General features: G+C 38.2%; 16 protein-coding genes, 2 tRNA genes and 1 riboswitch. Of the genes, 7 read left to right on the top strand and 11 right to left on the bottom strand.

Going from position 1 to position 25,554, the window contains the following annotated elements; genetic code table 11:
* Positions 1–68 precede the first annotated feature (68 nt).
* Positions 69–2,207: a glycogen debranching protein GlgX gene (glgX, locus tag HXT46_RS02150; RefSeq protein ID WP_004112514.1), complete on the bottom strand. Its 2,139-nt coding sequence runs from the start codon at positions 2,205–2,207 to the stop codon at positions 69–71.
* Positions 2,208–2,439: 232 nt separating this feature from the next.
* Here glgX and HXT46_RS02145 point away from each other — a divergent pair, with 232 nt between their 5' ends.
* The 5 genes from HXT46_RS02145 (at position 2,440) to HXT46_RS02125 (ending at position 8,271) form a co-directional block, all read left to right on the top strand.
* The gene (locus HXT46_RS02145) at positions 2,440–2,901 is read left to right on the top strand and encodes a YraN family protein (protein ID WP_004112513.1); all 462 of its coding nucleotides are present in this window, start codon (positions 2,440–2,442) and stop codon (positions 2,899–2,901) included.
* Positions 2,901–4,586 carry a YifB family Mg chelatase-like AAA ATPase gene (locus tag HXT46_RS02140; protein ID WP_410311595.1) on the top strand — a complete coding sequence of 562 codons (1,686 nt, stop codon included), beginning with the start codon at positions 2,901–2,903 and terminating at the stop codon, positions 4,584–4,586. The genes HXT46_RS02145 and HXT46_RS02140 overlap by 1 nt, the downstream gene beginning before the upstream one ends.
* Positions 4,583–6,097, top strand: coding sequence for a DNA-processing protein DprA (dprA, locus tag HXT46_RS02135; RefSeq protein ID WP_421786220.1), 1,515 nt, complete (start codon positions 4,583–4,585; stop codon positions 6,095–6,097). Before HXT46_RS02140 ends, dprA begins: the two co-directional genes overlap by 4 nt.
* 29 nt (positions 6,098–6,126) lie before the next feature.
* Complete coding sequence (locus HXT46_RS02130) at positions 6,127–8,118, top strand: FAD-binding protein (RefSeq protein WP_415686172.1); 1,992 nt, start codon at positions 6,127–6,129, stop codon at positions 8,116–8,118.
* Between the two features lie 66 nt (positions 8,119–8,184).
* Positions 8,185–8,271 (top strand) — tRNA-Leu (locus HXT46_RS02125).
* A gap of 82 nt (positions 8,272–8,353) precedes the next feature.
* Here the strand turns inward: HXT46_RS02125 and HXT46_RS02120 are convergent.
* The 8 genes from HXT46_RS02120 to HXT46_RS02085 all read right to left on the bottom strand — a co-directional run bounded on the left by HXT46_RS02120 (position 8,354) and on the right by HXT46_RS02085 (position 18,697).
* On the bottom strand, positions 8,354–9,211 hold the full coding sequence (locus HXT46_RS02120) for a Nif3-like dinuclear metal center hexameric protein (RefSeq protein ID WP_101886377.1): 858 nt from the start codon (positions 9,209–9,211) through the stop codon (positions 8,354–8,356).
* Positions 9,212–9,269: 58 nt separating this feature from the next.
* Positions 9,270–12,371: a DNA polymerase I gene (gene polA / locus HXT46_RS02115; protein WP_421786217.1), complete on the bottom strand. Its 3,102-nt coding sequence runs from the start codon at positions 12,369–12,371 to the stop codon at positions 9,270–9,272.
* Between the two features lie 122 nt (positions 12,372–12,493).
* Positions 12,494–13,282, bottom strand: coding sequence for an ANTAR domain-containing response regulator (locus tag HXT46_RS02110; protein ID WP_004112506.1), 789 nt, complete (start codon positions 13,280–13,282; stop codon positions 12,494–12,496).
* Between the two features lie 227 nt (positions 13,283–13,509).
* On the bottom strand, positions 13,510–14,592 hold the full coding sequence (menA, locus tag HXT46_RS02105) for a 1,4-dihydroxy-2-naphthoate octaprenyltransferase (RefSeq protein ID WP_004115559.1): 1,083 nt from the start codon (positions 14,590–14,592) through the stop codon (positions 13,510–13,512).
* A gap of 57 nt (positions 14,593–14,649) precedes the next feature.
* Complete coding sequence (locus tag HXT46_RS02100; protein WP_421786215.1) at positions 14,650–15,423, bottom strand: energy-coupling factor transporter transmembrane component T family protein; 774 nt, start codon at positions 15,421–15,423, stop codon at positions 14,650–14,652.
* Between the two features lie 18 nt (positions 15,424–15,441).
* Entirely contained in the window at positions 15,442–17,259 is a 1,818-nt protein-coding gene (locus HXT46_RS02095; protein ID WP_421786213.1) for an ABC transporter ATP-binding protein, read from the bottom strand.
* Between the two features lie 108 nt (positions 17,260–17,367).
* Entirely contained in the window at positions 17,368–17,949 is a 582-nt protein-coding gene (locus tag HXT46_RS02090; RefSeq protein WP_004115564.1) for a tryptophan transporter, read from the bottom strand.
* 121 nt (positions 17,950–18,070) lie between these two features.
* A complete protein-coding gene (locus tag HXT46_RS02085; protein ID WP_004115566.1) occupies positions 18,071–18,697 on the bottom strand; it encodes a hypothetical protein in 627 nt (208 codons plus the stop codon).
* Between the two features lie 560 nt (positions 18,698–19,257).
* A riboswitch (TPP riboswitch) is annotated at positions 19,258–19,350 on the top strand.
* Here HXT46_RS02085 and thiM point away from each other — a divergent pair.
* Positions 19,338–20,879: a hydroxyethylthiazole kinase gene (gene thiM, locus HXT46_RS02080; RefSeq protein ID WP_048730379.1), complete on the top strand. Its 1,542-nt coding sequence runs from the start codon at positions 19,338–19,340 to the stop codon at positions 20,877–20,879. Its footprint overlaps the riboswitch before it by 13 nt.
* A gap of 79 nt (positions 20,880–20,958) precedes the next feature.
* Positions 20,959–21,031, top strand: a tRNA-Arg gene (locus HXT46_RS02075).
* A gap of 15 nt (positions 21,032–21,046) precedes the next feature.
* Here HXT46_RS02075 and HXT46_RS02070 read toward each other — a convergent pair.
* Positions 21,047–23,659 (bottom strand): ATP-binding cassette domain-containing protein, encoded by a 2,613-nt coding sequence (locus tag HXT46_RS02070; RefSeq protein WP_020760175.1) that lies wholly within the window; start codon positions 23,657–23,659, stop codon positions 21,047–21,049.
* 465 nt (positions 23,660–24,124) lie between these two features.
* Positions 24,125–25,492 carry a dipeptidase gene (locus HXT46_RS02065; protein WP_421786210.1) on the bottom strand — a complete coding sequence of 456 codons (1,368 nt, stop codon included), beginning with the start codon at positions 25,490–25,492 and terminating at the stop codon, positions 24,125–24,127.
* Positions 25,493–25,554: the final 62 nt, after the last annotated feature.

Below are 25,554 nucleotides of genomic sequence, written 5' to 3'. Positions count from 1 at the left end.
TAAAAAAGTTGAGGCTTAGAATCTAGTTTTTATAATCTAAGCCTCAATTAGTTTTAGTATGAATATTTTTATGCGAGATTATTTTCTTCTTGATTTTCACTCATAAGCAGAAGGAAACTTCGTGATTGAGCAACAATATTGAATCCTGATTCATAATGCAATTGCGGTCCTTTTGGATTATGAGTGTCCACAACAAGAGTCCACTTTTCACCATAATTCTTATCTGGCAAAGTAAATGTTATAGGCTCATAATGCGCATTGAAAATAAGAAGGAAGTCATTATCTACCATCCTGCTTCCATACCAATCGGTTTCTGGAATATCTGAACCATTCAAATAAATCATTACCGAAAGAGCATGCGTATTACTCCATGCCTCCATATCCATAACAGAACCAGTATGATCAAACCATTCTACTTGTGGAATCTCTGAAACATCATCCCCTGGTTCTCTACCAGTAAAGAATCTACGCCTGTGAAGAACAGGATGATCTAGTCTTAAATGAATAAGCTTAGAAACAAAATCAAACATATCTTTTTGTGTGGAATCAAAATCCCAATTAATCCAAGAAATAGCATTATCTTGGCAATATGCGTTGTTGTTTCCATTTTGAGTACGCATAATCTCGTCACCAGCGCAAATCATAGGAATGCCCTGGCTCATCAACAAAGTTGAGAACAGGTTTCGCATTTGACGTTGACGAAGCTCGTTAACATCGTGAATATTAGTAGGACCTTCTACTCCACAATTCCACGAACGATTATCGTTAGCACCGTCGTTATTGCCTTCTTTATTCGCTTCATTATGCTTTTCGTTATAGCTCACCAAATCGTTCATAGTAAAACCATCGTGAGCGGTAATAAAGTTTACAGAAGCTACAGGCTTACGTCCATTTTGCTCATATAAATCGGAGCTTCCCATAAGTCGGCTTGCAAATTCAGGCAAAGTCGAAGGCTGCGAGCGCCAAAAATCGCGTACGCAATCGCGGTAGCGACCGTTCCACTCGGACCAGCTTGGAGGGAATCCACCTACTTGGTATCCTCCAACACCAATATCCCAAGGCTCTGCAATAAGCTTTACACTAGAAATAATAGGATCCTGTTCAATAATGTCGAAGAATGCAGAAAGCTTATCTACTTCTTGGAATTGACGAGCAAGCGTTGCTGCCAAGTCAAATCGGAATCCGTCTACGTGCATTTCAGTTACCCAATAGCGCAAGCTGTCTGTGATTAGTCGCAACGCTTTAGGAGAACGCATAAGAAGCGAATTTCCAGTACCAGTAGTATCGAAGTAATGTCTCTGATCGTTATCTACAAGACGATAGTATGCGCGATTGTCGATTCCGCGGAAACTTAAGGTTGGACCTCTATCGTTTCCTTCAGCGGTATGATTGTAAACAACGTCTAGAATAACTTCCATTCCTGCAGCATGGTACGCCTTAACCATTGCCTTGAATTCGTTAACTTGCTCGCCGCGTTGTCCAGAACTCGAGTACGAATTCTGAGGAGCAAAGAATCCGATGGTGTTATATCCCCAATAATTGCTTAATCCCTTATTTTGCAAGAAAGAATCATTTACAAACTGGTGGATAGGCATAAGCTCAATAGCAGTAATACCAAGCTTTTTTAAGTAAGATATTACACTTGGATGAGCTAAACCTGCGTATGTTCCACGAATTTCTGGAGGAACATTACGATTTAAATTCGTCATTCCTCTGACATGAGCCTCGTAAATCACGCTATCGTGGTACGGAATCATTGGATGCTGGTCGTTACCCCAATCAAAATATGGGTTAATAACAGCTGCTTTCATAGTGTGATCTGCAGAATCCAAAGTGTTCATTGCGGCTAAATCATCTGGATTAGCAAACCAATACGAAAATAGGCTTTCGTCACCGTCAATATTGCCTTCTATTGCCTTTGCATAAGGGTCCAAAAGAAGTTTGTTTGGATTACACCATAATCCATGATTTGGATCATACGGTCCATGAACACGATAACCGTATCTCTGCCCTGGCTGTATTCCAGATATGTAAGTATGCCAAACGTAAGAATTCTGCTCAGTCATATCGATGCGAGTCTCATTGTCTTGCTCATCGAACAAGCATAGCTCAACATGCTTTGCCACCTCAGAGAACAATGCGAAGTTCACGCCTGCACCGTCGTAGGTAGCACCAAGCGGATACATAGAACCTGGTCTAATTTGCATAATTCAAGTATTGCATATATTTATATAGTTTTCATTAATACTGTAGGCGATTCTTTATAAAAGATGAAAAAGATTTGAAAATAATCATAATTAACGCATAATAAAAAAAAAATATGAATTGTATTTATGTGCTAATTCCCCTTTAAAACCAACGCAACACGCAAAGAACATCCTTTAACCACATTGATTGAAAAATCTGGTAATTCGTTTTTAGTGTTGATGAAATAGCAATATGACATATAAGCAAAACGAATATTGCACGGATGGCGTGGGATTAAAAGAAGAAATTTTAAATCGCATAGCAGAAATTGAAGTAGAACTATGCGATTTTTCAATCCCTAATAAAACAATAGGAAATCTTGGAGAAGAATATGCATCTCTAAAACTAATTCTTAAAAATTGGATTCTATTAGACAGAAATTGGCATAGTCGTTTTGGAGAGCTTGATGTTGTGATGATGGATCCGTTTGGAAGAATTGTATTCATAGAAGTAAAAACGAGACGAAGCGTAAGATTTGGAACTCCACTAGAAGCAGTAACAAACGAAAAATGCTTAAAAACACATAAAGCTGGATTTAAGTGGTTAGACGAGCATAACTTTTTTAAACATAGAAAAATACGATTCGACGTTGTGTCAATACTAATTTCAAAAGATAAAAATATTCAACTACGTCACATTTTAGGAGCATTCTAATGGTTATTGGAAACGCATTATCTGTAGGATTACTGGGTTTGAAAGCCTTTACAATACAATTACAGGCATTCATATCTAGTGGATTGCCAGGATTCTCTATTATTGGTCTTCCTGACACCTCTTTAAGCGAGGCGAGAGAACGAGTTAAATCAGCATATACGTCTTTACGCTGCGAATGGCCAGAAACAAGGTTAACAGTGAATCTTTCACCTGCGTCTATGCCAAAAAGTGGAGCATCTTACGATCTTGCAATTGCAGCAAGCATACTTAGTGCTAGAGGAATTATTCCACTTAACGAGCTAGAAAATACGATTATTTTAGGAGAACTTAACTTAGATGGGTCAGTTCTACCAATTCAAGGCATGCTACCAATTTGTTTATATGCCAAGCAAAAAAATATTACAAAAATGATTATTCCCTACGAAAATCTTTCAGAAGCCAAGCTGATAAATGGAATTGAAGTAATTGGGATTAAACACATTTTAGATTTGGTAGACGAACTAAACGGGAAATTAGAAAACAAGGCTAGACCGATTGCCGAAAAGAACAGAGAACGAGCATTAAAAGCAATTAACCCTTATGATCATCTTCATATTAAAGAAATCGATAATACAAGACGCTATTTCAAATCAGCGCTTAACGATAATACGACTTCAAACATGAATAATACGGATAATGTTGATCCAATAAAAAGCGCCAATCCGCTAGGAGAAATCGGTGATATGTCGGAAGTATTAGGGCAAGAACACACAAAGTGGGCATTGCAAGTAGCTGCAGCTGGCGGACACCACGTTATGATGATTGGACCTCCAGGATCTGGTAAAACTATGCTGGCATCTAGAATGCCAAGCATCATGTGTCCACTAAACGAGCAAGAACAGCTTGAAGTGGCATCTATTAGGTCACTTTGCGGAACACTACCATACTATGGAATAACAGATGTTCCGCCTTTTGAGGCACCTCATCATACATCTTCTGCAGCATCTCTTATAGGAGGAGGCGCAGGTCTAGCCAAGCCTGGAATAATAACTCGTGCGCATTGTGGAGTTTTGTTTATGGATGAAGCTCCAGAATTCTCACCAAGAGTTTTGCAAACTCTTAGAGAACCATTGGAATCTGGTCATATAGCTGTTTCGAGATCTAAAGGAACAACACTATATCCTGCTAAATTTCAACTTGTTATCGCAGCAAATCCATGCCCATGCGGATACGCCTATGGCAATGGCGAACGATGCACATGCAAAGAGAAGGAACGAATACGTTATTTTTCTAGACTTTCTGGACCAATTCTAGACAGGATTGATATTCAAATGGATGTTCCACCTGTAGAAAAAATTATTACTTCAAAAGCGCAATCAGAACATGGATCTAGTCAAATGTCAGAAAAAATTCTAACTAGTGCAATGATGCGAGAAAACGTAAAAAACGCAAGGCTGGTTGCTCAAAATCGTTTTAGAAAACTCGGATGGAGTTGTAACGCTCAAGCGTCTGGAACATGGCTTAGAAAATACACATCTAAATACGCTATTGAGTTGATTAATAAATCACTTGAAAACCACAAGTTGAGTTTACGCGGAGCAGATAGAGCTTTAAGGCTTGCATGGACTTTAGCTGATCTTTATGGGCACACTTCTCCAGATTTAACTGACATGGCTCAGGCAATTAGTTTAAGGACCAGAATATGAACAATATTAGTAGCATAAATGGCAACAACAATACTTACAGAATAGATAACGATACTTTATCGCGCGCAATACTCACATTTTGTATTGATGGCGCAGATGCAATAATGTACACACTTGTAATAGGGTCAGTAAACACTGGCAGTATTGTGGAAGCACTTCACCTTATTTGCGAATCTATAAGTGAATCTATTGGTAAAACAAAAAACAAGCAGCTAGAATTAGATCTGCAAAATGGCTGCTGTCAAGATGATTTTTACATAGACGGATCTTTAGAAAACCAGACTAAATCGAATTTAGATGATTTAGAAAATAATGGAAAAATTCTTAACATTATAAAAAATCACTCAAAAGTTTCTGTTTTAGAAGAATATTTTCTGAAAGGTCTTAAAATATGGGGAAGCAATAATGCTGACAATAAAATTGCTATTAACAATTTTGATATATTACACAGATCCATTAAAAAATGGTGTTTAAGACTAAAACAATTGCCTTCTTGGGATTCAAATCAACTTAAAAGATGGTTTAGTTCTAACGGAACGCAATGGATTATCTCACCAAAAAGTAAATATTGGCCAAAACAGCTACAAGATTTAGCAACCCAATGCCAAGTAGCTCCCCCATTGTGTTTGTGGGGAATTGGAGATCCCAACGCGCTTATTCAATGTAAGCAGCCACTTGCAATTGTTGGCTCTAGAGGTTGCAATGACTACGGATACGAGCTTAGCTTTACATTCGCTAAATCGTGCGCTAAAAAGGGGCACACAGTTATTTCTGGCGGAGCTTATGGTATTGACGCTGCAGCTCATTGGGGAACCTTGGATGCTTTAGACTCTCATGTAGCAAATGTTAATCCTGTTGGCAAAACAATTGTTGTTTTTGCTGGAGGTTTGAACAAAATGGGACCTTCAAGCAATGCTCAACTTTTTGATGCGATTCTTTCTAGCGGCGGAGCATGTATTAGTGAACTATGCCCAGACACTACTCCTGTTGCACGTAGATTCTTACTCAGAAATCGCCTTATTGCGGCTATTGCTAGCAAGGTAATAGTATCTCAAGCACGATTACGATCTGGAGCTTTAAACACAGCAAACTGGGCGAATAGATTAAATCGCGAGATTTATTCTGTTCCAGGAGATGTAACATCACCGAGTAATGCTGGATGCAATATGCTTATTCACGATGGAAAAGCTATGATGATATGTTCACAAAATGATATAGATAGTATCTATCCTAATTCCCACCATTATTTGCCACACTCTTTAAGCAATAACAATATTATTCCAAATACGTGTAATGATTTTCAAAGAATTATATTGAAAGCAATTCAAGAGTGTAAGAGCAAAAAAATATGCGCAAACATTGATAATATACACGCAATCATGCTTCATACAAACTCAAATAATGGTTTTTCAATATCTAAGATTTCTGGAGAAATAGCAATTCTTGAATTAAATGGAATAGTCAAAAACCAAAATGGTGTTTTTAGTTTAAATAGGAAAAATCTTAAATAAAAAGCAGAAAATATGAGAAAATAAATGTTATGCAGTCAAACTTGAGTCAGCAAAAAGAAAATACTACTACAGTTAAAGAAAAAACTGTGCAAATACAAGTAGAGCAATCATCATACGATGTTGTGATTATCGGCGCAGGAGCAGCAGGACTTTCTGCAGCACTGGGATTAGTGAAATCTGAAGAATATAAAACGCTAAAATCTCAAGGAAAACAGCCTAAAATATTAGTGATTTGCAAGCTTCAAGCGTTAAGGTCTCATACAGGTTCTGCCGAAGGTGGAATCGCAGCATCATTAGGAAACATAGAAAAAGATTGCTGGCAATGGCACTATTACGACACCGTTCACGGTGGAGACTGGTTAAGCGATCAAGACGCAGCAAAAATGCTAGCAAAAGAAGCTAGAGATACAGTTATTGAACTAGAACACTTTGGAGTTGCCTTTTCTAGAACAGAAGATGGTCATATTAATCAAAGATTTTTTGGTGGGCATACTGCCGACTTCGGTCAGCAGCCAATTAGACGAGCTGCGTACGCTGCAGACAGAATTGGACACCAAATTCTATACAGCCTATGGCAAAAATGCATAGAGGAAAATATTAAAATCGAAGAAGATATTTATGTAACAGACCTTGCTATAAATCACAAATCTAATAGCGTAGAGGGCATAATCGCGCTAAACGAAAAAAGTGGAAAAGTAGAAAAAATATGTGCAAGAAATGTTCTTATAGCAACTGGTGGAGCTGGAAGACTATTTTCAACAACATCTAATTCCTGGGATTTAACTGGGGACGGAATGTCTTTAGCACTAAACGCAGGATTGCAACTAGAAGACATAGAGTTCATACAATTCCATCCGACCGGTCTAGCTCATACTGGAATATTGCTTTCGGAAGCAGCTCGAGGAGAAGGCGGAGTTCTTAGGAATTGCAAGAATGAAGCATTTATGAAAAACTACGACGACACGCATGCGGATTTAGCTCCAAGAGATGTAGTAAGCAGGTCGATTGTATCAGAGATAGATGCTTTAAGAGGCGTTGAAGATACTACTAGCAACATTGATAGAAAAGATTGCGTATGGCTAGATATGACTCATATAGAAAAGCAACATATGCTGAGCGCTCTTCCACAGGTTGTAGAAACTATTGAAAAATACGCTCATCTTGATCCATCAAAAGATCTTATACCTATTAGACCTACAGCGCATTACACGATGGGGGGAATACCCATATCGCTTAACGGGCAAGTTTATAAACTAGTTAATAATAAAAAACAGAGAATAATCGGATTATATGCTGCAGGAGAATGCGCATGCTCGGGAGTACATGGAGCTAATCGCCTTGGCGGAAACTCTCTTCTTGATGCATGCCTGTTCGGAAAACTAGCTGGTAAGTCTATTGCAAAAGAATTAAAAGAACAAAGTCAGGAGAAAAGTCAGGAAAAACACGAAGAGCATATAGTAGATACATCAAGAAATGTGTACAATAGCACTTCTAATACTTTTGAAAATCTAGACAAATTATCAGAAAATCGTGTACAAGAGATAATCGGTCTTATTCAAAATACAAGCACATCTAGCAACACAACAAACCCATATAATCTACTAGAAAAACTAGAAAATATTATGGAAAATGCTGCAGCGGTTAGGTGCAGTGAAAATACCCTTAAAGATGCTTTGCAAAAAATCGATACGATTATTATTCCGCAAGCTAAAATTCTTGTTTTACATTCACAAAATCTTGTTTTTAATCAAGAACTAATCGCTATTTGGGAATTACAAAACATGATTACGCTTGCAAAATCGGTTCTGCAAGCATCACTTGCAAGACATGAATCTCGTGGAGCATTCACAAGATTGGACTATCCAAAACGTAATAACAATCAAAATCCACAACATTCTATAGTGGATTCAAACGGCGAAGTACAAAATATTCCAGTAATAATTGTCGATTTTGACCCAAACAAGCCTATTAATCATCAAAATAAGGATGAAATTAACAAAATTATGACAAAAATAGATTAATTTTCAACACGCCGAAGCAAAGAGTTAAAAAAGATGTTATAGTTCTATCTGTTGTCTAAAACACCCGTCCGGGTGGCGGAATGGTAGACGCGCTAGCTTGAGGTGCTAGTGCCTATTTGTACAGGCGTGCGGGTTCAAGTCCCGCTCCGGACACGGAATGAAGTCTTGCTGAGAAATCAGCAAGACTTTTCTGTTTTTTCATATTCATATCCGCTAATCGCGCTGATCAATCACTCTAATTAATCACATAATTCCAAGGGTCAAAAGCTCTACCAATCCAAGAAATATCCAATGATTCACCAAAATTCTTGTATATAGAATCATGAACATCTTGCACAGCATACTTAAACCACAACGACTCAATGGCACTATGAGGAGTGTTTATAAGCATGGGCTTAATAATATTAGAGTTTGCTAATTTCGCTTCATACACAGCCTGCTCGTACGCGTCCGTTGCAGGATGATGCCTTAAATCACTTGTTACATACACATCTGCTCCGCAAGCGCGAACTTCATCAAATAAAGAATCACCTGAACCTGGAAGAACAGCTATTTTGCTAACCATAGCATTAATATCTCCACACACTTGAATGCCTAGATTAGTAGTAGGCAAAGCGTTAAAAACGCGCATAGCAAACTCTTTAAGCGTGATTTTTTGCTCAAGCACTCCAACTCTGCCAAGACCAAGAGAAAGGTCATGATTACTTGCTGGAATAAGAGGATGCAAATCTTTAAGACCAAAAGCATTAGCTGCAGCATCCGCCACTCCCCTAAAAGCCGCGTCCGCATTAGTGTGACCAACCCACAATCCACAACGATTTTCAATAAGCGTCTGAACTATTTTTCCTCGAACAGAAAAACCAGAAACTTCATGAACTGACCTAAAGAATAAAGGATGATGAGAAACAATCAAATTAGCACCCATTTTGCATGATTCTTCAACAGCTTCTAAAGTTGGATCAGATAAACAAACTATCTTATTCACATTATCCATAGGATTTCCAACAATTAGTCCAGGATTATCCCAAGATTCAGCAAGATTTAGAGGATACAAGTCTTCTAAAACCCTAACAACATCAACTAAAGTTGCCATATTCTACACCTTTACAATAAACCTACAGCGGGCTTTACAATAATTCTCACAGATAAAATCAGTGAGCAGCAAGCTGCCAGTCAGCTCCCAATCCAGTAGACACGTTAAGCGGAACGTCTAACTCAACAGTATGTTCCATAGCGCCTTTAACAATATTTTCTACGATATCTGCTTCGCCATGTGCTATTTCGAGAACAAGTTCATCGTGTATTTGCAAAATCACACGACTTTTTACTTTAGCTTCTCGCAAATCCTTATCTACTTGAATCATTGCAAGCTTCATAATATCTGCAGCACTTCCTTGAATAGGAGCATTTAAAGCTGCTCGCTCTGCAGCTTCACGAGATGCTCTATTCGTGGAATTTAGCTTAGGAAAATACCTTCTACGACCAAACATCGTTTGAGTATATCCAAGCTTTCTAGCTTTATCTACTAAAGACTCCAAATAGTCATGCACGCCACCAAAAGTATCGAAATACTTTTCTTTAAGAACTTCTGCAGCAGCAGGACTAATAGAAAGCTGTTTTGCTAAACCATAAGTACTAAGCCCATACGCCAATCCGTAACTCATTGCTTTAACATGCGATCTTTGATCCGGGCTAACTTGTTCAACTGGAATCTTATAAACCAAGCTTGCTACAAACTTATGAAAATCAACACCAGACTTAAAAGCTTTAATAAGTGTTTCATCTGCAGAAGCATGAGCCATAATTCTAAGCTCTACTTGAGAATAATCACAACTCATAAGCTGATCGTATTGATTTCCTGGAATAAAAGCAGCTCTAATTTCCCTACCGACCACATTCCTATTCGGTATATTTTGCAAATTTGGGTCCGAAGAACTTAAACGCCCAGTAGCTGCAATAGTTTGTTCAAAAGTGGTATGAATCCTGCCATCTTCATATCTTGCAGAATCAATAAGACTCTGTACAATCTGCTTTAACTTGTTTGTCTCACGATGTTTTAGCAAAGCCCCTAAGAATTGACTAGCTTTTTCATCCGGATCAATTTTTGCATATAATTCTTGCAATGCTTCTGCATTAGTAGTATAAGATCCACTTTTCGTTCTTCTTGTAGGCTTTAAACCCATATCCTCAAACAGCAATTGTTGAAGCTGCTTAGGACTTTGCAAATTTATCGGCTTGTTTGCTACATCCAAAGCCATTTTTTGGGCAAATTGAGCTTCTGCCGCAAAATTATCCCTCATAGATACGAGCCTGTTCATATCTACGGCAGCACCTGCATCTTCCATGCCTCTTAAAACCCTAGAAACAGGCATTTCGACATCGACCATTAAGCCTGTTTGTTTACGTTCATCTAGTTTTATAGCATATTGCTTTGCCAACAATCTTATTGTTACAGCAGTTTCCAAAATACGCTTTTCTTGCTTTTTACGCTTATCCTCTTCTTGATTTAACTCTTCAGGATTATCACTATCTTCTAAAACAAAATCAAGCTCTCCTTGTGCAGGCTCTTCATTAGATTTTTCATTTTCTACATGAATATTTAGAACATGTTCCGCCATATCTTCAATATTTTCATTGCGAAAATCTGGTTCTATCAAATAAGATGCTAAACGAGTGTCAAGTAATGGATTAAAAGAGTAATTATTATCTACAATTTTCAGCGATTTAAGAAGAGCTATATGTTTTTTGTAGTCATGCAAAACAATTGAAGATTCATACATTTTCATGAAATCTTTTAGCTTGTGACAGATTTTATTACAATCTTCGCTAGAACCCCCATTAAGAACATCAGAATATACAATTGCAGCATTATTTTGCGATAGCATTACTAGCACATCTGCATAAATACCAAACTGACTGCTATTATTTGGTTTTTGCAATGCATATATAACTAGTTCTTTGTGATCTTTAATAGTTTTTGCACACTCTAAATCATTTCTTATAAGATTTAAAGAAGGTTTTTCTTGAGAATCAAGTAATTCAAACAAATCTACGGTTGCTTTAGATTTATATTCCGTATTCTCTTTAACTAATTCTGACGATCCCTTTGACTCACTTTTCTCAATACATGGTGAAACGAGATTAATCCAATTATCTAAATCAGATTCTGAATAAATTTTATGAATATTTATTTTATCTACTATAGTTTTGAAATCCTCTAAATCATCTGAATTATCAGACTCTGTAGAACTAACATCACTGCCAACATGAGTGCTTCCAGCAGAAATCATCATCTTAATGTTCTCTTCTAAAAGCTCTTTGCTTCCACGCGTAAATTCTTTTAAAATCTTCCTTCTACTGCGAGTACCAAATTCGAGTCTTTCAAACAATTCGCCAACTGACGCGGCATCAACATTTCCAAATTCAAGATCATTAATACCAACACCAAGATCTAAATCTTTAACAAGAGTATTTACTTTCTTATTCAGACGAATCTGATCTATGCTTTCTCGCAAAGACTCACCTTTTTTGCCAGTCACCTGATCCGCGTGTTCTATAATGCCTTCTAATCCACCGAATTGATTAATCCACTTTGCTGCATAACCATCGCCTACGCCAGGAACACCTGGAATATTATCGGAAGTTTCTCCTCTAAGCGCTGCTAAATCTGAATATTGCTTAGGCGTAACATTATATTTTTCAATAATCGCATCAGTATCCATTTGTTTTAAATCTTTAAAATGCCTGCCTGGATACAAAACATTTATATATTCATCAATAAGTTGGAACGCATCACGATCTCCAGAAAGAACAAGAGTCTTATATTTAGCTTTAGCGCCCATTGTGGCTAAGGTTGCAATAATATCGTCGCCTTCATAACCCTGTTTTGTAATATATTTAACACCTAATGCATTGAGCAATTCTTGTATAACAGGAAGTTGAGCTAGAAGCTCTTCTGGTGCAGCTTCTCGAGTTCCTTTATATTGCGGCAAAAGTTTATTCCTAAAAGTTCCGCCTTTAACGTCAAAAGCAACAGCAAGCTTATCTGGTTTTTCTTTTTCAATAACCTGAGAAAGCATTGTTGAAAAACCCCATATTGCATTGGTTGCAAAACCAGATTTTGTTGAAAAATTATCCGCAGATATTGCGTAAAAAGCACGAAACGCAAGTGAGTGGCCATCTACCACCAACAACGTTCCATTTTCATCCTCATTATTCAAAGAATCCTCGTTTGCAACGATGCTGGCATTCACTTAACTACCCACCTGCGTTCTCGTAAAATAAATTTTTTATGAAATTATTTACCATAGCTGTAACAACCATTAATTGTAACAACTACAAAATATTGTTTTTAAATAATGCTTTGAAATACTGTTTACGCTTCTGCAGATGGTTTTTCTTCACCATACTTAGCAATAATAGCCAAAGCAAGACGCTTCTTTGGAATACGCTGATCCATAGAAGTTTTTTGAATCCAGCGGAAAGCACCCTGTTCCGAGAATCCAGCCTTGTCCATAAGCAAACCTTTTGCCCTGTCTACAAGCTTACGCTCTTCAAGAGTATCTTCAGCCTTCCTAAGCTTCTCTTCTGCTTTACGAAGCTGATCTTGCGCATCCTGTAGCTTATTTTCAGTACGCTCAACACTATCTAATAAATCGTTAATTTCACTAAACCTACCCATAGCTACTTCTAGAGCAGGTAAAAGTTTTGACTCCTCATACGGCTTTGTAACATAAGCCATAGCACCAGCGCCAGTAGCTCTCTTAACTAAATCAGATTGAGAAAAAGCAGTGAGCATAACAACTGGAGCAATATTCTCGTCACAAATAGTGGCAGCCGCTTGAATACCATCTACTACTGGCATCTTAACGTCCATGCAAACAACATCTGGATGGAATTGACGAGTAAGATTAACCGCTTCTTCTCCATTAGCTGCTTGTCCTACAACCTTGTAGCCATTATCTTCCAACATTGCTACAAGATCCATACGGTTCACTGCCTCGTCTTCTGCAACTACAACAGTTTTTTCAGCATTTTCTTTTTTGCTTTCACTGTTATCATCGTCTTTTTTAGGAGTAGACAACTCAGCCGCATCTCGCAACTCATCATCGGTAAGCACAACTGGCGACTTCCCCATCTCTTCATCGCTGGTTACAGCAGACATTTTACAACCTCATTTCCTTACCCTAAAACACAAGGCAACAGCGCTATGTATTCCACCAACACACATTTTGCACACTCTAATACACGCCAGCTTTGCGGTCATTGCGTGAACCAGCATCATGCATATTCATTGCACAAACACTAAAAGCACACCGTGCGCGTTGCCATACGATTTTACTAGTACGCATGTATAAAATACATTATAAACCGCTTTTTAATGCGGTAAAGCTAGCATGCAAATATTGACAATACAAAAGTCAAAGCACCAAGCATTGCTAAAGATACGCATATTGGAAAAGCATTAGCATAATTCCCACATATAACCGCATATGCTAGCGAATACGCTTTTTTAATAAACATGTAGGTAAGCAATAATAACAAAATGCAGCAAACAATAAACACACCCTGATTAAACAAGAAGCAATTTATTCTGAAAGCATTTTTATTCAATCTGGCTACATTCCAAATTATTGTCATAAACTTAGCAAAAAATATATTAAGAAAAACATAAACACACTGCAGAAGCGTAAACATAATTACAACAGAAACGAATATAATTCGCCCTATATTCTCCCCAACAATTGACATTGCTGTAAATTTTGCGTGTTTTGTATCACTTTCTATATCCCTTAAATTGTTAATCATCATAAGACAAGCAGAGAACCCGCCTGGAATGATGGACAATAACACACAAAACACAATTTGTGGAACGCTTGCCGTTGTTATTGATTCTTTAGGAAAACCACTTCCAAAACTAAGAGCACACAATGTTCCTAGAAAAGCAACAGGTCCAAAGAACAAAAACGCACTAAATTCTCCCCAACCACGGTAACCGTAAGGATGCGATCCTCCCGCATAAAACCACGCTCCCATAAGACAAACTAGTCCAAGAAGAATAAATATCCAAATTCCACTTCTAACAGTAATGATTAACCCAAAAACACATGATACTAAGGCAGATATGCAAACAGCATACAAAACTGATTTTGGTTTAATACCAGCGTCTGCAAGTCTCCAAGACACATCACACAATGTTTTATCGCCTAAATCTCTATTAGATCTTTGATCATCTAATCCGCGCAAACCATCACAATAATCATTCGCATAGTTCACTGAAATCTGCATAAAAGCAGCAACACCTATACACAATAGTGATTGAATAACAAAATTTTCAATATTATAAGGTTTTACAAGTATTTGACCACTGAATAAATATCTTGCAAAAATCGAAATCGCCATAATAACTGGCACTATTCCGATTGGAAGAGTATAAAGTCTTGCACCTTTAAGCCAAACCTTTAAATTATTCATCAAAAATCGCCTAGATTCTAGAATTTTTTAACTTATTCTAGATTAGTTTAAACTATTTTAAATAATTTGTGGAGCTAATATAGACACAACTATAGGCAAAGCAATCATAATCGCAGATATTACAATAAGAACAAGCCCACGCCATCCAAAAGTGTACTTTTTATAAGATGACTTACGAGTGCGCAAATAGAATCCACGTTCTTCCGCAGCCAAAGCACAACTATCGGCTTTACGAACAGACAAAACCAAAAGAGGCACAATCAAAGGCATCATCAGCTTAATCTTTTTAAAAGGATTCTTAGTATCGAACTCAACTCCTCTTGCCATTTGAGCTTCCGTAATCTGAGACATTTCGTACGCAAAAATAGGAACAAAACGCACAGCTGTAGTAATAGTAAAAACATAACAGTAAGGAATATGTAGATATTGAACAACAGCATTAGCTAAATCGTTCAATTTTGTAATGCTAAGAACGCTAACAAGAGGCAAAGCAAAACAGAATAGTCTCAAAGATGCTCTTGCAGCAACAGAAATTCCTCTTGATGTAAACCACAAGAACATATAATTTCCACCCTGAGCAATAATCGTTTGCAAAAAGAACATTACAACGCCGAGAATAAGCATTGCGCGCACAAGAGGAAACAGAGTTTTAAGAATCCCAGCCATAGCCATAGCAACAAGAATCAATACTGCAATAGTTACAAGAACGCTAAATTGTTGAGCTATAAAAGCAGACACAACAACGCTTATAGCTAATATAAGTTTTGCAATAGGATTTGCCTTGTGCAAGAAAGTTGAACCAGCATTATAAGTAAGAATCTTAGTTTGCATAAAAATCACCCATTTGTTTTACAAATTGCAGCTCTTTTTAAGAGCATTAACCAACATATCTCTCTTATACAATCCTTTACACTTAGCAAAACCATTTTTAACTAAGCCCTGAGATACAGCGCACAAAAGAGGAGCACATAAAGCAGCTTCATCGCAAATACTCTTATTCTCAAACACATGGCTTATGCTTCCGTCTTCAAGAATATGTCCATCGTTTACTACGATTAAACGCGTTGCAAAATCAAGAACCACTTCCATATCGTGGCAAACCATTATCACGCAACAACCATGGTCTCTAAGGTCTTCTACAACTTGCATGATTCTCAAGCATTCCATGTAATCCAGTCCGCAAGTAGGCTCATCTAACACAAGAATCTTAGGTTTAGTTACAACAGTTGCAGCCAAAGCAACCATCTGACGCTGACCTCTAGAAAGCATAAAAGGGCTAGCATTAGGATCTAAATTAAGCTTTTCAATCACTTGCATAGCATGATCATTAGCTTCTTTAACAGACTCACCTAAAAGAATACAACTAAACGCTACTTCTTCTAAAATAGTATCTTTACAAAGCTGACGATCTGGATTCTGGAAAAGAGTCGAAACATAGTGGGCAATTTGGCTTATTTTCATGTTGCTAGTATTTTTGCCATCAATAAAAATACTTCCACTATTTGGCTTAAGCAAACCGTTTATTATCTTAGTAACAGTTGTTTTTCCAGCACCATTTCTTCCAACAAGAGTTACAAGCTCCCCAGGATAAGCGTCAAAAGACACGTTTTCTAAAGCACTAACACCACTCGGATATGAAAAACTAACATTTTGCAAAGAAAGACATGGTGAAGAATTTTGTGCTAAGTTTTGCGATGCATTGGAAAAGTCGAAAGCAGCCGCACATTTATCTTCATCGCATTCACTATGTGAATCATCATGTGAAACTAAAGAATTTCCACTATTAATCGTATTAACAATAGTATTTACTGTATCTTCTACAGACACAGGCAAATCGCTTTTAGAGCAAACACTCTCACGCTGTAAATCATTAACCAAATGTGTAGTGCGCGGATAATTTATTCCAATAGAATAAAGCAAATCCATATTTTTTAGCGCTTGTCCAACAGGCAAATCCAGTGATAAAGTGCCATTAGAAAGCACAACCAAACGCTTGCAATACTCGCTTAAAAGCGCCACTTTCTGCTCAATTATAACAACCGTTATTCCAAAATTCTTATTCAAATCTTTAAGAATCGAAAAAATCATTTTAGAAGAAACAGGGTCTAAAGCGCACGTAGGCTCATCTAACACCATAACTTTAGGTTTTAGCGCAAGAATAGCAGCAATCGCAACTTTCTGCTTTTGACCTCCAGAAAGAGTGTCTAAATCGCGGTTGCGCAAATCACTAATGCCAACAATTTGTAAAGCTTCATCGATTCGATTCGGTATTTCATTGTGTGCAACACCAAAGTTTTCTAGACCAAAAAGAATCTCATCTTCTACGTTTGCAGCCACCATTTGCGCATCAATATCTTGGATAACTGATCCAATTAAGCAGGCTATATTAGTTAAAGCAAGATTTTTAGTTTCTTGACCTGCAATCTTAACGATTCCAGAAAGTTCTCCAGAATAATGATGAGGAATAGCACCAGAGAAAATAGAGGCAAGAGTTGTTTTACCAGATCCAGATGGTCCAATAATTCCAACAAATTCGCCAGCTTCAATACTAAGGCTTATATTGTTCAAGGCAAAAGTGGAATCTTGTGCCTTTGCAGAGTCTAAAGAATCATCCTTATTATGATTCAAATATTTAAAAGATACTTCCCTAAGCTCAAGCAAAGACACAACAATTCCTAACTCTTAAAAACCCAACAATACTATGAACATTACTTATTGATTACTCTCTGACGATTATATGACTTACTGAATATCATCTAAAATAAATTCAAATACTTACTTGTGTAGAACGAGTCGAATTGGAGTGTAAAGAACTTCAACAACAACAGCATTAAACACAGCAGTTCCCAAAATGATTGGAAGCATAACAAGAATCGTCTTAGGAGAATGAAGAACAAAGAAAGATGCAGTAGATGCAAATATTAAACCAGAAACAACTGTGGTTATAAAAGTTGCTATAAGTGGGAAAATACTGAACTTTCTAGCAGCATCCTTAGGGAAAACGCGGACATAAGCCATAATCATCAAAGTCATAACAATTGCTGCTGGAATATCGCAAACATAATTAAGACCAGGAATAGATGCGTTAAATTGCATTAAAGTTGCAGCCAAAGCACCAATAATCGCACCCTGAATAACATTTGGACGAACCAACAAAATCGCAAGGCAGAATGATGCGATTAAGAAGTTTGGTTTAATATTTCCAATTGAAAGCGCTTTTGCAACTGTAAAATCAAGAATGCATCCTGCTGCAAAAAGAACAGCCACCAACACTAAAGACGTAATATCTAAAGCGTGCTTTTTAATACTTACAGCATTAAGCATATTACCTTCATGTTCGTTAATTTCCTGATTCATAATCTTCTCCTTTAAGTTGCGATAATCAAGTTTTAATTATCGACTTTTGTTATTTATATATGTTTTGATATTTATTTATATTGATTTAAATTAATTTGTTTAATTATTTTTCAATTCTGATTTACTTGTGTAGAACGAGTCGAATTGGAGTGTAAAGAACTTCAACAACAACAGCATTAAACACAGCAGTACCCAAAATGATTGGAAGCATAACAAGAACAGTGTTTGGAGAGTGAAGAATAAAGAAAGATGCGATTGTTGCAAAAATCATTCCAGAAATAACAGTTGCAATAAAGGAAGAAATTAATGGGAAAACACTGAACTTTCTAGCAGCATCCTTAGGAAAAGCCTTTAAATAACCCATCAACATCAAAGTCATAATAATTGCTGCTGGAATATCGCAAGCGTATTCAAGACCAGGAATTGAAGTGTTAAATTGAATTAAAGTCGCAGCCAAAGCACCAATAATCGCACCCTGAATAACATTTGGACGAACCAACAAAATCGCAAGGCAGAACGATGCAATTACAAACTCTGGCTGAATATTTCCAATCGAAAGCGCTTTTGCAACTGTAAAGTCAAGAATACATCCTGCTGCAAAAAGAACAGCCACCAACACCAAAGACGTAATATCTAAAGCATGCTTTTTAACATTTACACCTTTAAGTAAATCCGAAGCCTGATTAACACTAGATTCAGCAGAAGTAAATGAGGTTTCCTGCTTAGTTTCATTAATTTCCTGAGCCATGATTTTCTCCTTTTATGTAGATTTTTATGTTGATTGTTTTAAACAATTTTTTAATTGTTTTTTATGTTTATAGATTTGTTTTAGACGTAAAATTAATCCAAATAGATTTGGCTTTCTGGAGATATAAAAAAGACCTCCAGGTTTACCCTAGAGGTCTTTTACAAGCCTAAACAAGCAGCTTCTAAAGCTTTAGAGTAAACTACGCCAAAGAGAAGTCTGCCACCACCACATACGAGCAGCATCAAAAGTACCGCGAGCTTGAGCATTCATGTTACGCATGATAGCCGCCTCCTTAATACTTAGCTGCAAAGCTAAACGCTTAATGTGGTCAATCACAAATCCAAAATCGTAAATCGTAAAATTTACGATATCCGTTTGTGTTGTGTTTGATGCTAACACTATAAAAGTACAAATGCAAACAAAAATAAAAAATTAATGGAAAAATTTTATAAAATCCAAAACAATAATCTTCAATCATCCCCGAAATTTCAAGCAAAACAACGCAAAACGCGCGAAATAAAATATTACATAGCCAAACGTCATACACAAACGATATAGTCAAAGTCGGTTCGGGGTGCGTAAAAACGCTGAGATTACACCCGTTAAACCTGATCTAGGTAGTGCTAGCGAAGGGAAAATCATGGAAGAATTAAACGAATTAAATGCAAATATAGATACAAATATAGATACAAGTTTTAGCGTTCGCGCAAGAAGACGAATGTTTCTAAATGACGTTAGATCATGCATAGAAAGAGTGAGAGCAAAGAAGCCACTAACTCATTGCATAACAAACAATATTGTTCAAGAAATAACAGCAAATGTACTACTTTCCGCAGGAGCTACGCCAATAATGGTATGCGACCCAGATGAAGCAGCAGGCATTGCAAAAATAGCGTCAGGCGTTCTAGTAAATGTTGGAACATTCGAAGAGATAAAAGGCAAAGCCATACGCAAAGCAATAGAAACTTGCGAAGAAACACAAACTCCTTGGGTACTAGATCCAGTTGGAGTTGGAGTAGACGAATTAACCACTAGAACAAAATTTGTAAGAGAAATAGTAAAACGAAACCCAACAGTAATACGAGCGAACGCAAGCGAAATATTAGCTTTAGTTGGGCAAAACAGTCAGATGAAAGGCGTAGATGCGCAAGATCCAGTAAACTCCGCGCTAGAAGCAGCCAAAAAACTGGCAAAAGAATACGGATCTGTAATATCAATATCTGGAGAAAAAGACGCGGTATACGGTCACGGATGCCTAGTGCGAATAACTGGCGGACACAAGGCTATGACAAAAGTTGTAGGAACTGGGTGCGCTCTTGGATCATTAGTGGCGGCATATGTGGGTGCAAACCCAGAGCGCCCAGTGGCAGCAACAGTGGCTGCACACGTGCACGCTGCAGCAGCTGGAACGTTTGCAGCAAGACAAACAACTGCACCAGGAACATTCAAAACACTGTGGATCGACGCATTGCAAACATTAAGTGTAAACAACATGTTTGAACTAACAAACATTGAATTTAGCATAGAACCAACAGATTGGACGCTTTACCTAGTCACAGATCCACGAATGGGAAACCGTAGCGAAGAACAAGTTGCAGTAGAATCCATAGATGGCGGAGTGACAATAGTTCAATTGCGAGATAAATACTCCAACGATACTGAAATATCAGAAAAAGCCATAAAGTTACGCAAAACACTTATAAAAGCAAAACATGGAGATATACCGATTTTCATAGACGATCACGTTGACACCGCAGCAAAACTGGGATTCAACCTGCATATTGGTCAAAAAGACACGCCTTTCGTTACAGCACGTAAATCCATGCCAGCCGAATGGATGATTGGACTTTCTTGCGCAAGAGTAGACCTAATGGAAAAAGCATATAAAGAGTGCAAAGAGAACGATACTCCACTTCCTGATGTTATAGGAATCGGAGCTGCATTTGCCACAAATACTAAGGCGCATGATGTTCCTCCTCTTGGAATTGAAGGCGTAAATGAAGTAGCAAAAGTAGCACACAGCATGGGTGTAAAAACTCTAGCGATTGGTGGAATACACGAAAACACCGTTTTCCCAATCAAAGACCTAAGTATTGACGGAGTATGCACTGTATCTGCGCTCATGTGCGCTGAAGATCCTAAAAAAGTAGCAAGCGACCTTAAAAGCGTAATAACTCGCTAAAGTATGCATTAAAGTCACAAAAATTGGCTAATAGCGTATACTTTCAATCCCTAGCAACGTGTATACTTTCACAAGTTGCGGGCTTGTAGCTCAGTGGATAGAGCGTCTGCCTCCGGAGCAGAAGGTCGTGAGTTCGAATCTCATCAAGCCCACATTTTGTGTTAGTATTAATTTCCTCCAAGAAGAGCAAAAGTACCGTAATATACAGCAGCGATTAAAGCTATAGCAGGAATAATTAAGCACCCAATCATAAACACATAATCGCGTTTATTCACATGGCTTATACGTGCATGAGATCTTGGGTTTTCTCCGCCAAATCCACGAGCTTCCATAGCCGTAGCCAAAGTTGTAGATCTTCGAATAGACAGCACCAAAAGAGCAAAAGCTTGAGGCATAAAAGCCTTAATCTTACTATCATCGCCAAGTCCGCGAGAACGCCTAGATGCGCTGAGAGCAGCCCAATCATCTTGAAGGACGCTAAACAATCGCATACCAGCTAATCCACCGTAAACAAACCTATCTGGCAATTTCATAACTTGACTAAAGGCATCAGCTAAATCAGTTGCATCAATGCCAATAACAGTAACAATAGCTGGAACACCGATAGCTAAAATTCTGATGAATGTTGCAATTGCAAGAGTTGTGGAATGATCACTTACATGAATAATTCCCCAATCAAACCATGTTGCTCCACCTGATTTACCATACAACCACACTGCTAATGCAGATCCAGGAGCACCAACCCATACAGGCCAAGAAAGTTTAATAACTCGCAAAGGGTTCATTTTAACAACCCAAAGAATCACAAACTCCAAAACCAAAGCTATTGTTGCAGAAAGCCAGTCGAGAGTAAACAAAAGCGGAACCGAAAGTAGGAAAGCTCCAAGCATCCTATACACAGGATTCAAAGATGCCAAGAATGGAGAATAACTTGATGCGCGAGCTGCCTCATCACGATGGTTCACATCGCTAACTTCTATTCGAGATATATTCGTTGCATCTGTTGACGAAGATAATGCTAAAGATTCTTGTGAATTATCTACATTTTCAGACTCATAAGATTCGTCATTAGTGGAATCCACATTAGTTTTAAGTTCCACTAAACGCGCTCCAAGCGCATCTACTAACTCTCTATCATGAGTAACAACAATAACACTAACGCCATCTGCGCGAAGGCTTGCAATGAGTTTTATAATTTGTAACCAAGTTTTACGATCCTGTCCAAAAGTCGGTTCATCTAAAATTAAAACTCTTGGAGCTGCAGCCAAAGATGCGGCAACAGTAAGTCTACGCTTTTCACCGCCAGATAAAGTGTATGGGTTTGCGTTAGAATATCTAGATAGGCGGAATCTATCTAATAAAGACTCTGCTTTAGTTTTAGCGTCTTCTTCACTCATTCCAGTTCTAATAGGACCTAGCATAACTTCTTCAAGAACAGTTCCACACGCAAACTGATGTTCTGGATTCTGGAAAACGTATGAAATTCTTTTAGCAAGATCAGTAGACTTCCATTTCATAGGATCGGTGCCACCAGCGCCTTCGCAAAGATCCTCACTAGCTACAACCTGACCTTCTAAAGCTGGAATTAATCCTGCCAAAGTTAGAGATAAAGTGGATTTTCCAGCACCGTTTGCTCCAACTAATGCTGTGATTTGTCCAGAATTAAATTTCAAATTTATATTTTTTGCTATTGGAGTACTCGTATGACTAATCGCAAGGTTTTCTGTTGATAGAACTACTCTTCCATCACCTTTTGCTGGATCGCAATCTGGTTCACATTCAACATAAATCCTACCAATTCTGCGATCTTGCGGATCTTTATACTTGTCAGGAAGCCAAATCCCAAGGTTTTCAAAATCAAGATCGCTTCTACTGAACACTTCGTCTGGAGTTCCATCTGCAACAATAACTGTTTGCGCAAACTCGTCTCGCGCAATATCATCATCGTGAACATAATTATTCTCTTCAGTATTGTTCACAGAATTATCAAGACCAAGAACCACTACTCTATCAATCAAATCAATCCAAGGCTGCGCATGATGTTCTACAAGAACCATTGTTGCATTGGTATCGTCTAAAACTTTACCAACAGCTTTTACAATCTGATTAACACCATCTGGATCTAGATTCGCAGTAGGCTCATCTAAAAGAAGCACACTTGGCTTCATAGCCAATGCTCCAGCCAATGCCAGACGCTGCATTTGACCACCACTTAAATGGGCGGTAGAACGGTGTAACTGTAATCCTTCTAAACCTACTTCTTCAAGACTTTTATTAACAAGATCCCATATTTCTTTACGAGGAACATTCATATTTTCAGGACCGAAGGCGACGTTATCCCCTAAACGCTGAAAAATAGCTTGAGCCTCTGGATCTTGTAACACTAATCCTACTCGCCCACGCGCTTTATGAACTGGTAAATCATCTACGAATACTGAGCCTTCGCTTACACCGCCATCTTCATCTTCTACTAAAACATTCTTCTTCGAATCAGGCTTTGAATTATTTGAGCTAGATTTAACAATATCACTACCAATCAGCCCAGCAGCACCTTCAAGAATTGTGGATTTGCCTATGCCCGATGCACCAAGCAACAAAACTCTTTGCCCTGCTTCAATTGTTAGGTTCAACCCGCGTACAGCAAAATGTTTGCGAGAAGCATGACGATAACCCCAATTATCAAAACGTAGCTGAGCATTGCAGCTAGCCGATGGAAGGAATGTTTCGGCATCCTGCGTATTAGTTTTGTTCAAAACTGGCGTTTCAAATGCATCGGGCATAGCAAAATCCTTTATGGCAATGATTTTTATTTAATTATTTTCTATCTATTTTTTAATTTTTTCTTTTAGAATCATTTAGATCTGCTACGGACTTTTTAACGACCTAAAAATCCTAAAATGTCTTTATTACAAACACGTTTTTGACTTATCCTAATAACAAAACGTCATATCAGTGATTTACATCGCTGATTGCATTGCAATAAGACATTTTCTTTCGACATAGATATGTGCCTTACTGTTCTTTCACTACGACTTATGCGTTGGCTTAAATCGTAGGTCACCATTAAGGCACGGGAAAAACAGATCTCCGTGCGCCAGCATTACCTGGATTCACGTTCAAGCGGTTTCTCTCAGCTTTACAAATTAATGCAAAGCACCCGTGTCGTGTGAAGATTTTACGTCATTGCGTAGACTCGTATACAAACGCTAAAATTTTATATAGCGATTGTATACGAGTTGTTAAGTTTACTTAGTTAGACGATCTAAAAGCAAAGCTTCAGTTACGATATTCGATTTCAAGCCAGAAAGAGAAATCGACTCGTTAGGACTATGCGCATTAGACTTTGGATCTTCAGGTCCAGTCACCAAAACCTGAGCTTTAGGGAAAATTCGTTGCAATTCTGGAATAAATGGAATCGAACCACCTTCGCCCTTGTTAATAGGATCCACGCCAAAAGCATCCTTCATAGAAGCTAAAGCGTCCTTAGTTGCTACAGCATCAGGATCCATAGCCCAACCCATACCATTGTCAACTGGCTCTACAGTAACTTGCGCACCGAATGGGGCGTTTGCGGCCAAAAAGTCGCTCAAAGCTTTTTGCGCTTCTTCTGGACGCTGGCAAGGCGCAGTTCTAAGCGAAAGTCGCAAACGCGTTTCGTGAGCAATCACATTAAAGCTTTCCTCTACTGGATGAGCATCCATACCAATAACAGTCAAGCTAGGCTTAGTCCACATACGAGCAGCAAGGGAACCAGTACCAGCAAGCTTGTAAGAATCCACTACTGAAGAATCTGCGCGAACTTGAGCCTCATCCAAATCACGTTGCAAACCGCCAACAGGCTCTTGCGATTCAATTCCAGGAACGGCCAAATCACCTTCCTTGTTATAAAGAGAAGCAATAAGCATTGAAGCAAGCGTGTATGCGTCTAAAATTGGTCCGCCAAACTGTCCAGAATGAACCTGATGTCCAAGAATTTTCACTTTAACGTCTACAGTAGTGTTTCCGCGCAAACTAGTCGTAAGACTTGGAACATCCGCAGACCAATTTCCAGAGTCGGCAACAATAATAACGTCTGATTCAAACTCATCTTTATGAGCTTCGATGAATGGAATGAAACTTGGAGAGCCCATTTCCTCTTCACCTTCAATAAATACCTTAATATTTACGCCTAAATCTTCGCTTAAAGCGCGCAAAGCACCGTAGTGAATTGCAATTCCGCCGCCATCATCAGCACTACCGCGGCCATACAAGCGACCATCTACTTCAGTTCCTTTGAAAGGATCAGTATTCCATTCGCTTGCATCTGGAACAGGCTGAACATCGTGATGAGCGTAAAGCAAAACAGTTGGAGCGCTAGGATCCACAATACGAGATCCAACTACTTCAAAAGCTCCAGGAGTACCATCCGGATTCTGAGACTGCTCAACGCGAGCATCTACACCCACTTCGCGCAAAACTTCAGCCACATACTCAGCCGAAGCACGCATATGATCTCCAGTAATGCCTTTAGCAGAAACAGCTCCTAAAGAGATCTTCTTATTTAATACGCTAATAACGTCTTCCCAAGCGTTTTGCACGCGCGAACGCACATCAGCAACCTCTAAACTAGCCATAAGTCCTCCAAAAAACAGTAGATTAGTAAAAACATTAGTTGAATTACTACTATCAGACTATT

This window comes from Gardnerella sp. DNF01204 (assembly GCF_049244145.1).
GTDB lineage: Bacteria > Actinomycetota > Actinomycetes > Actinomycetales > Bifidobacteriaceae > Bifidobacterium > Bifidobacterium vaginale.
Note: the sequence above shows the minus strand (reverse complement) of the source record. Positions and strands in the feature narration are given on the sequence as shown.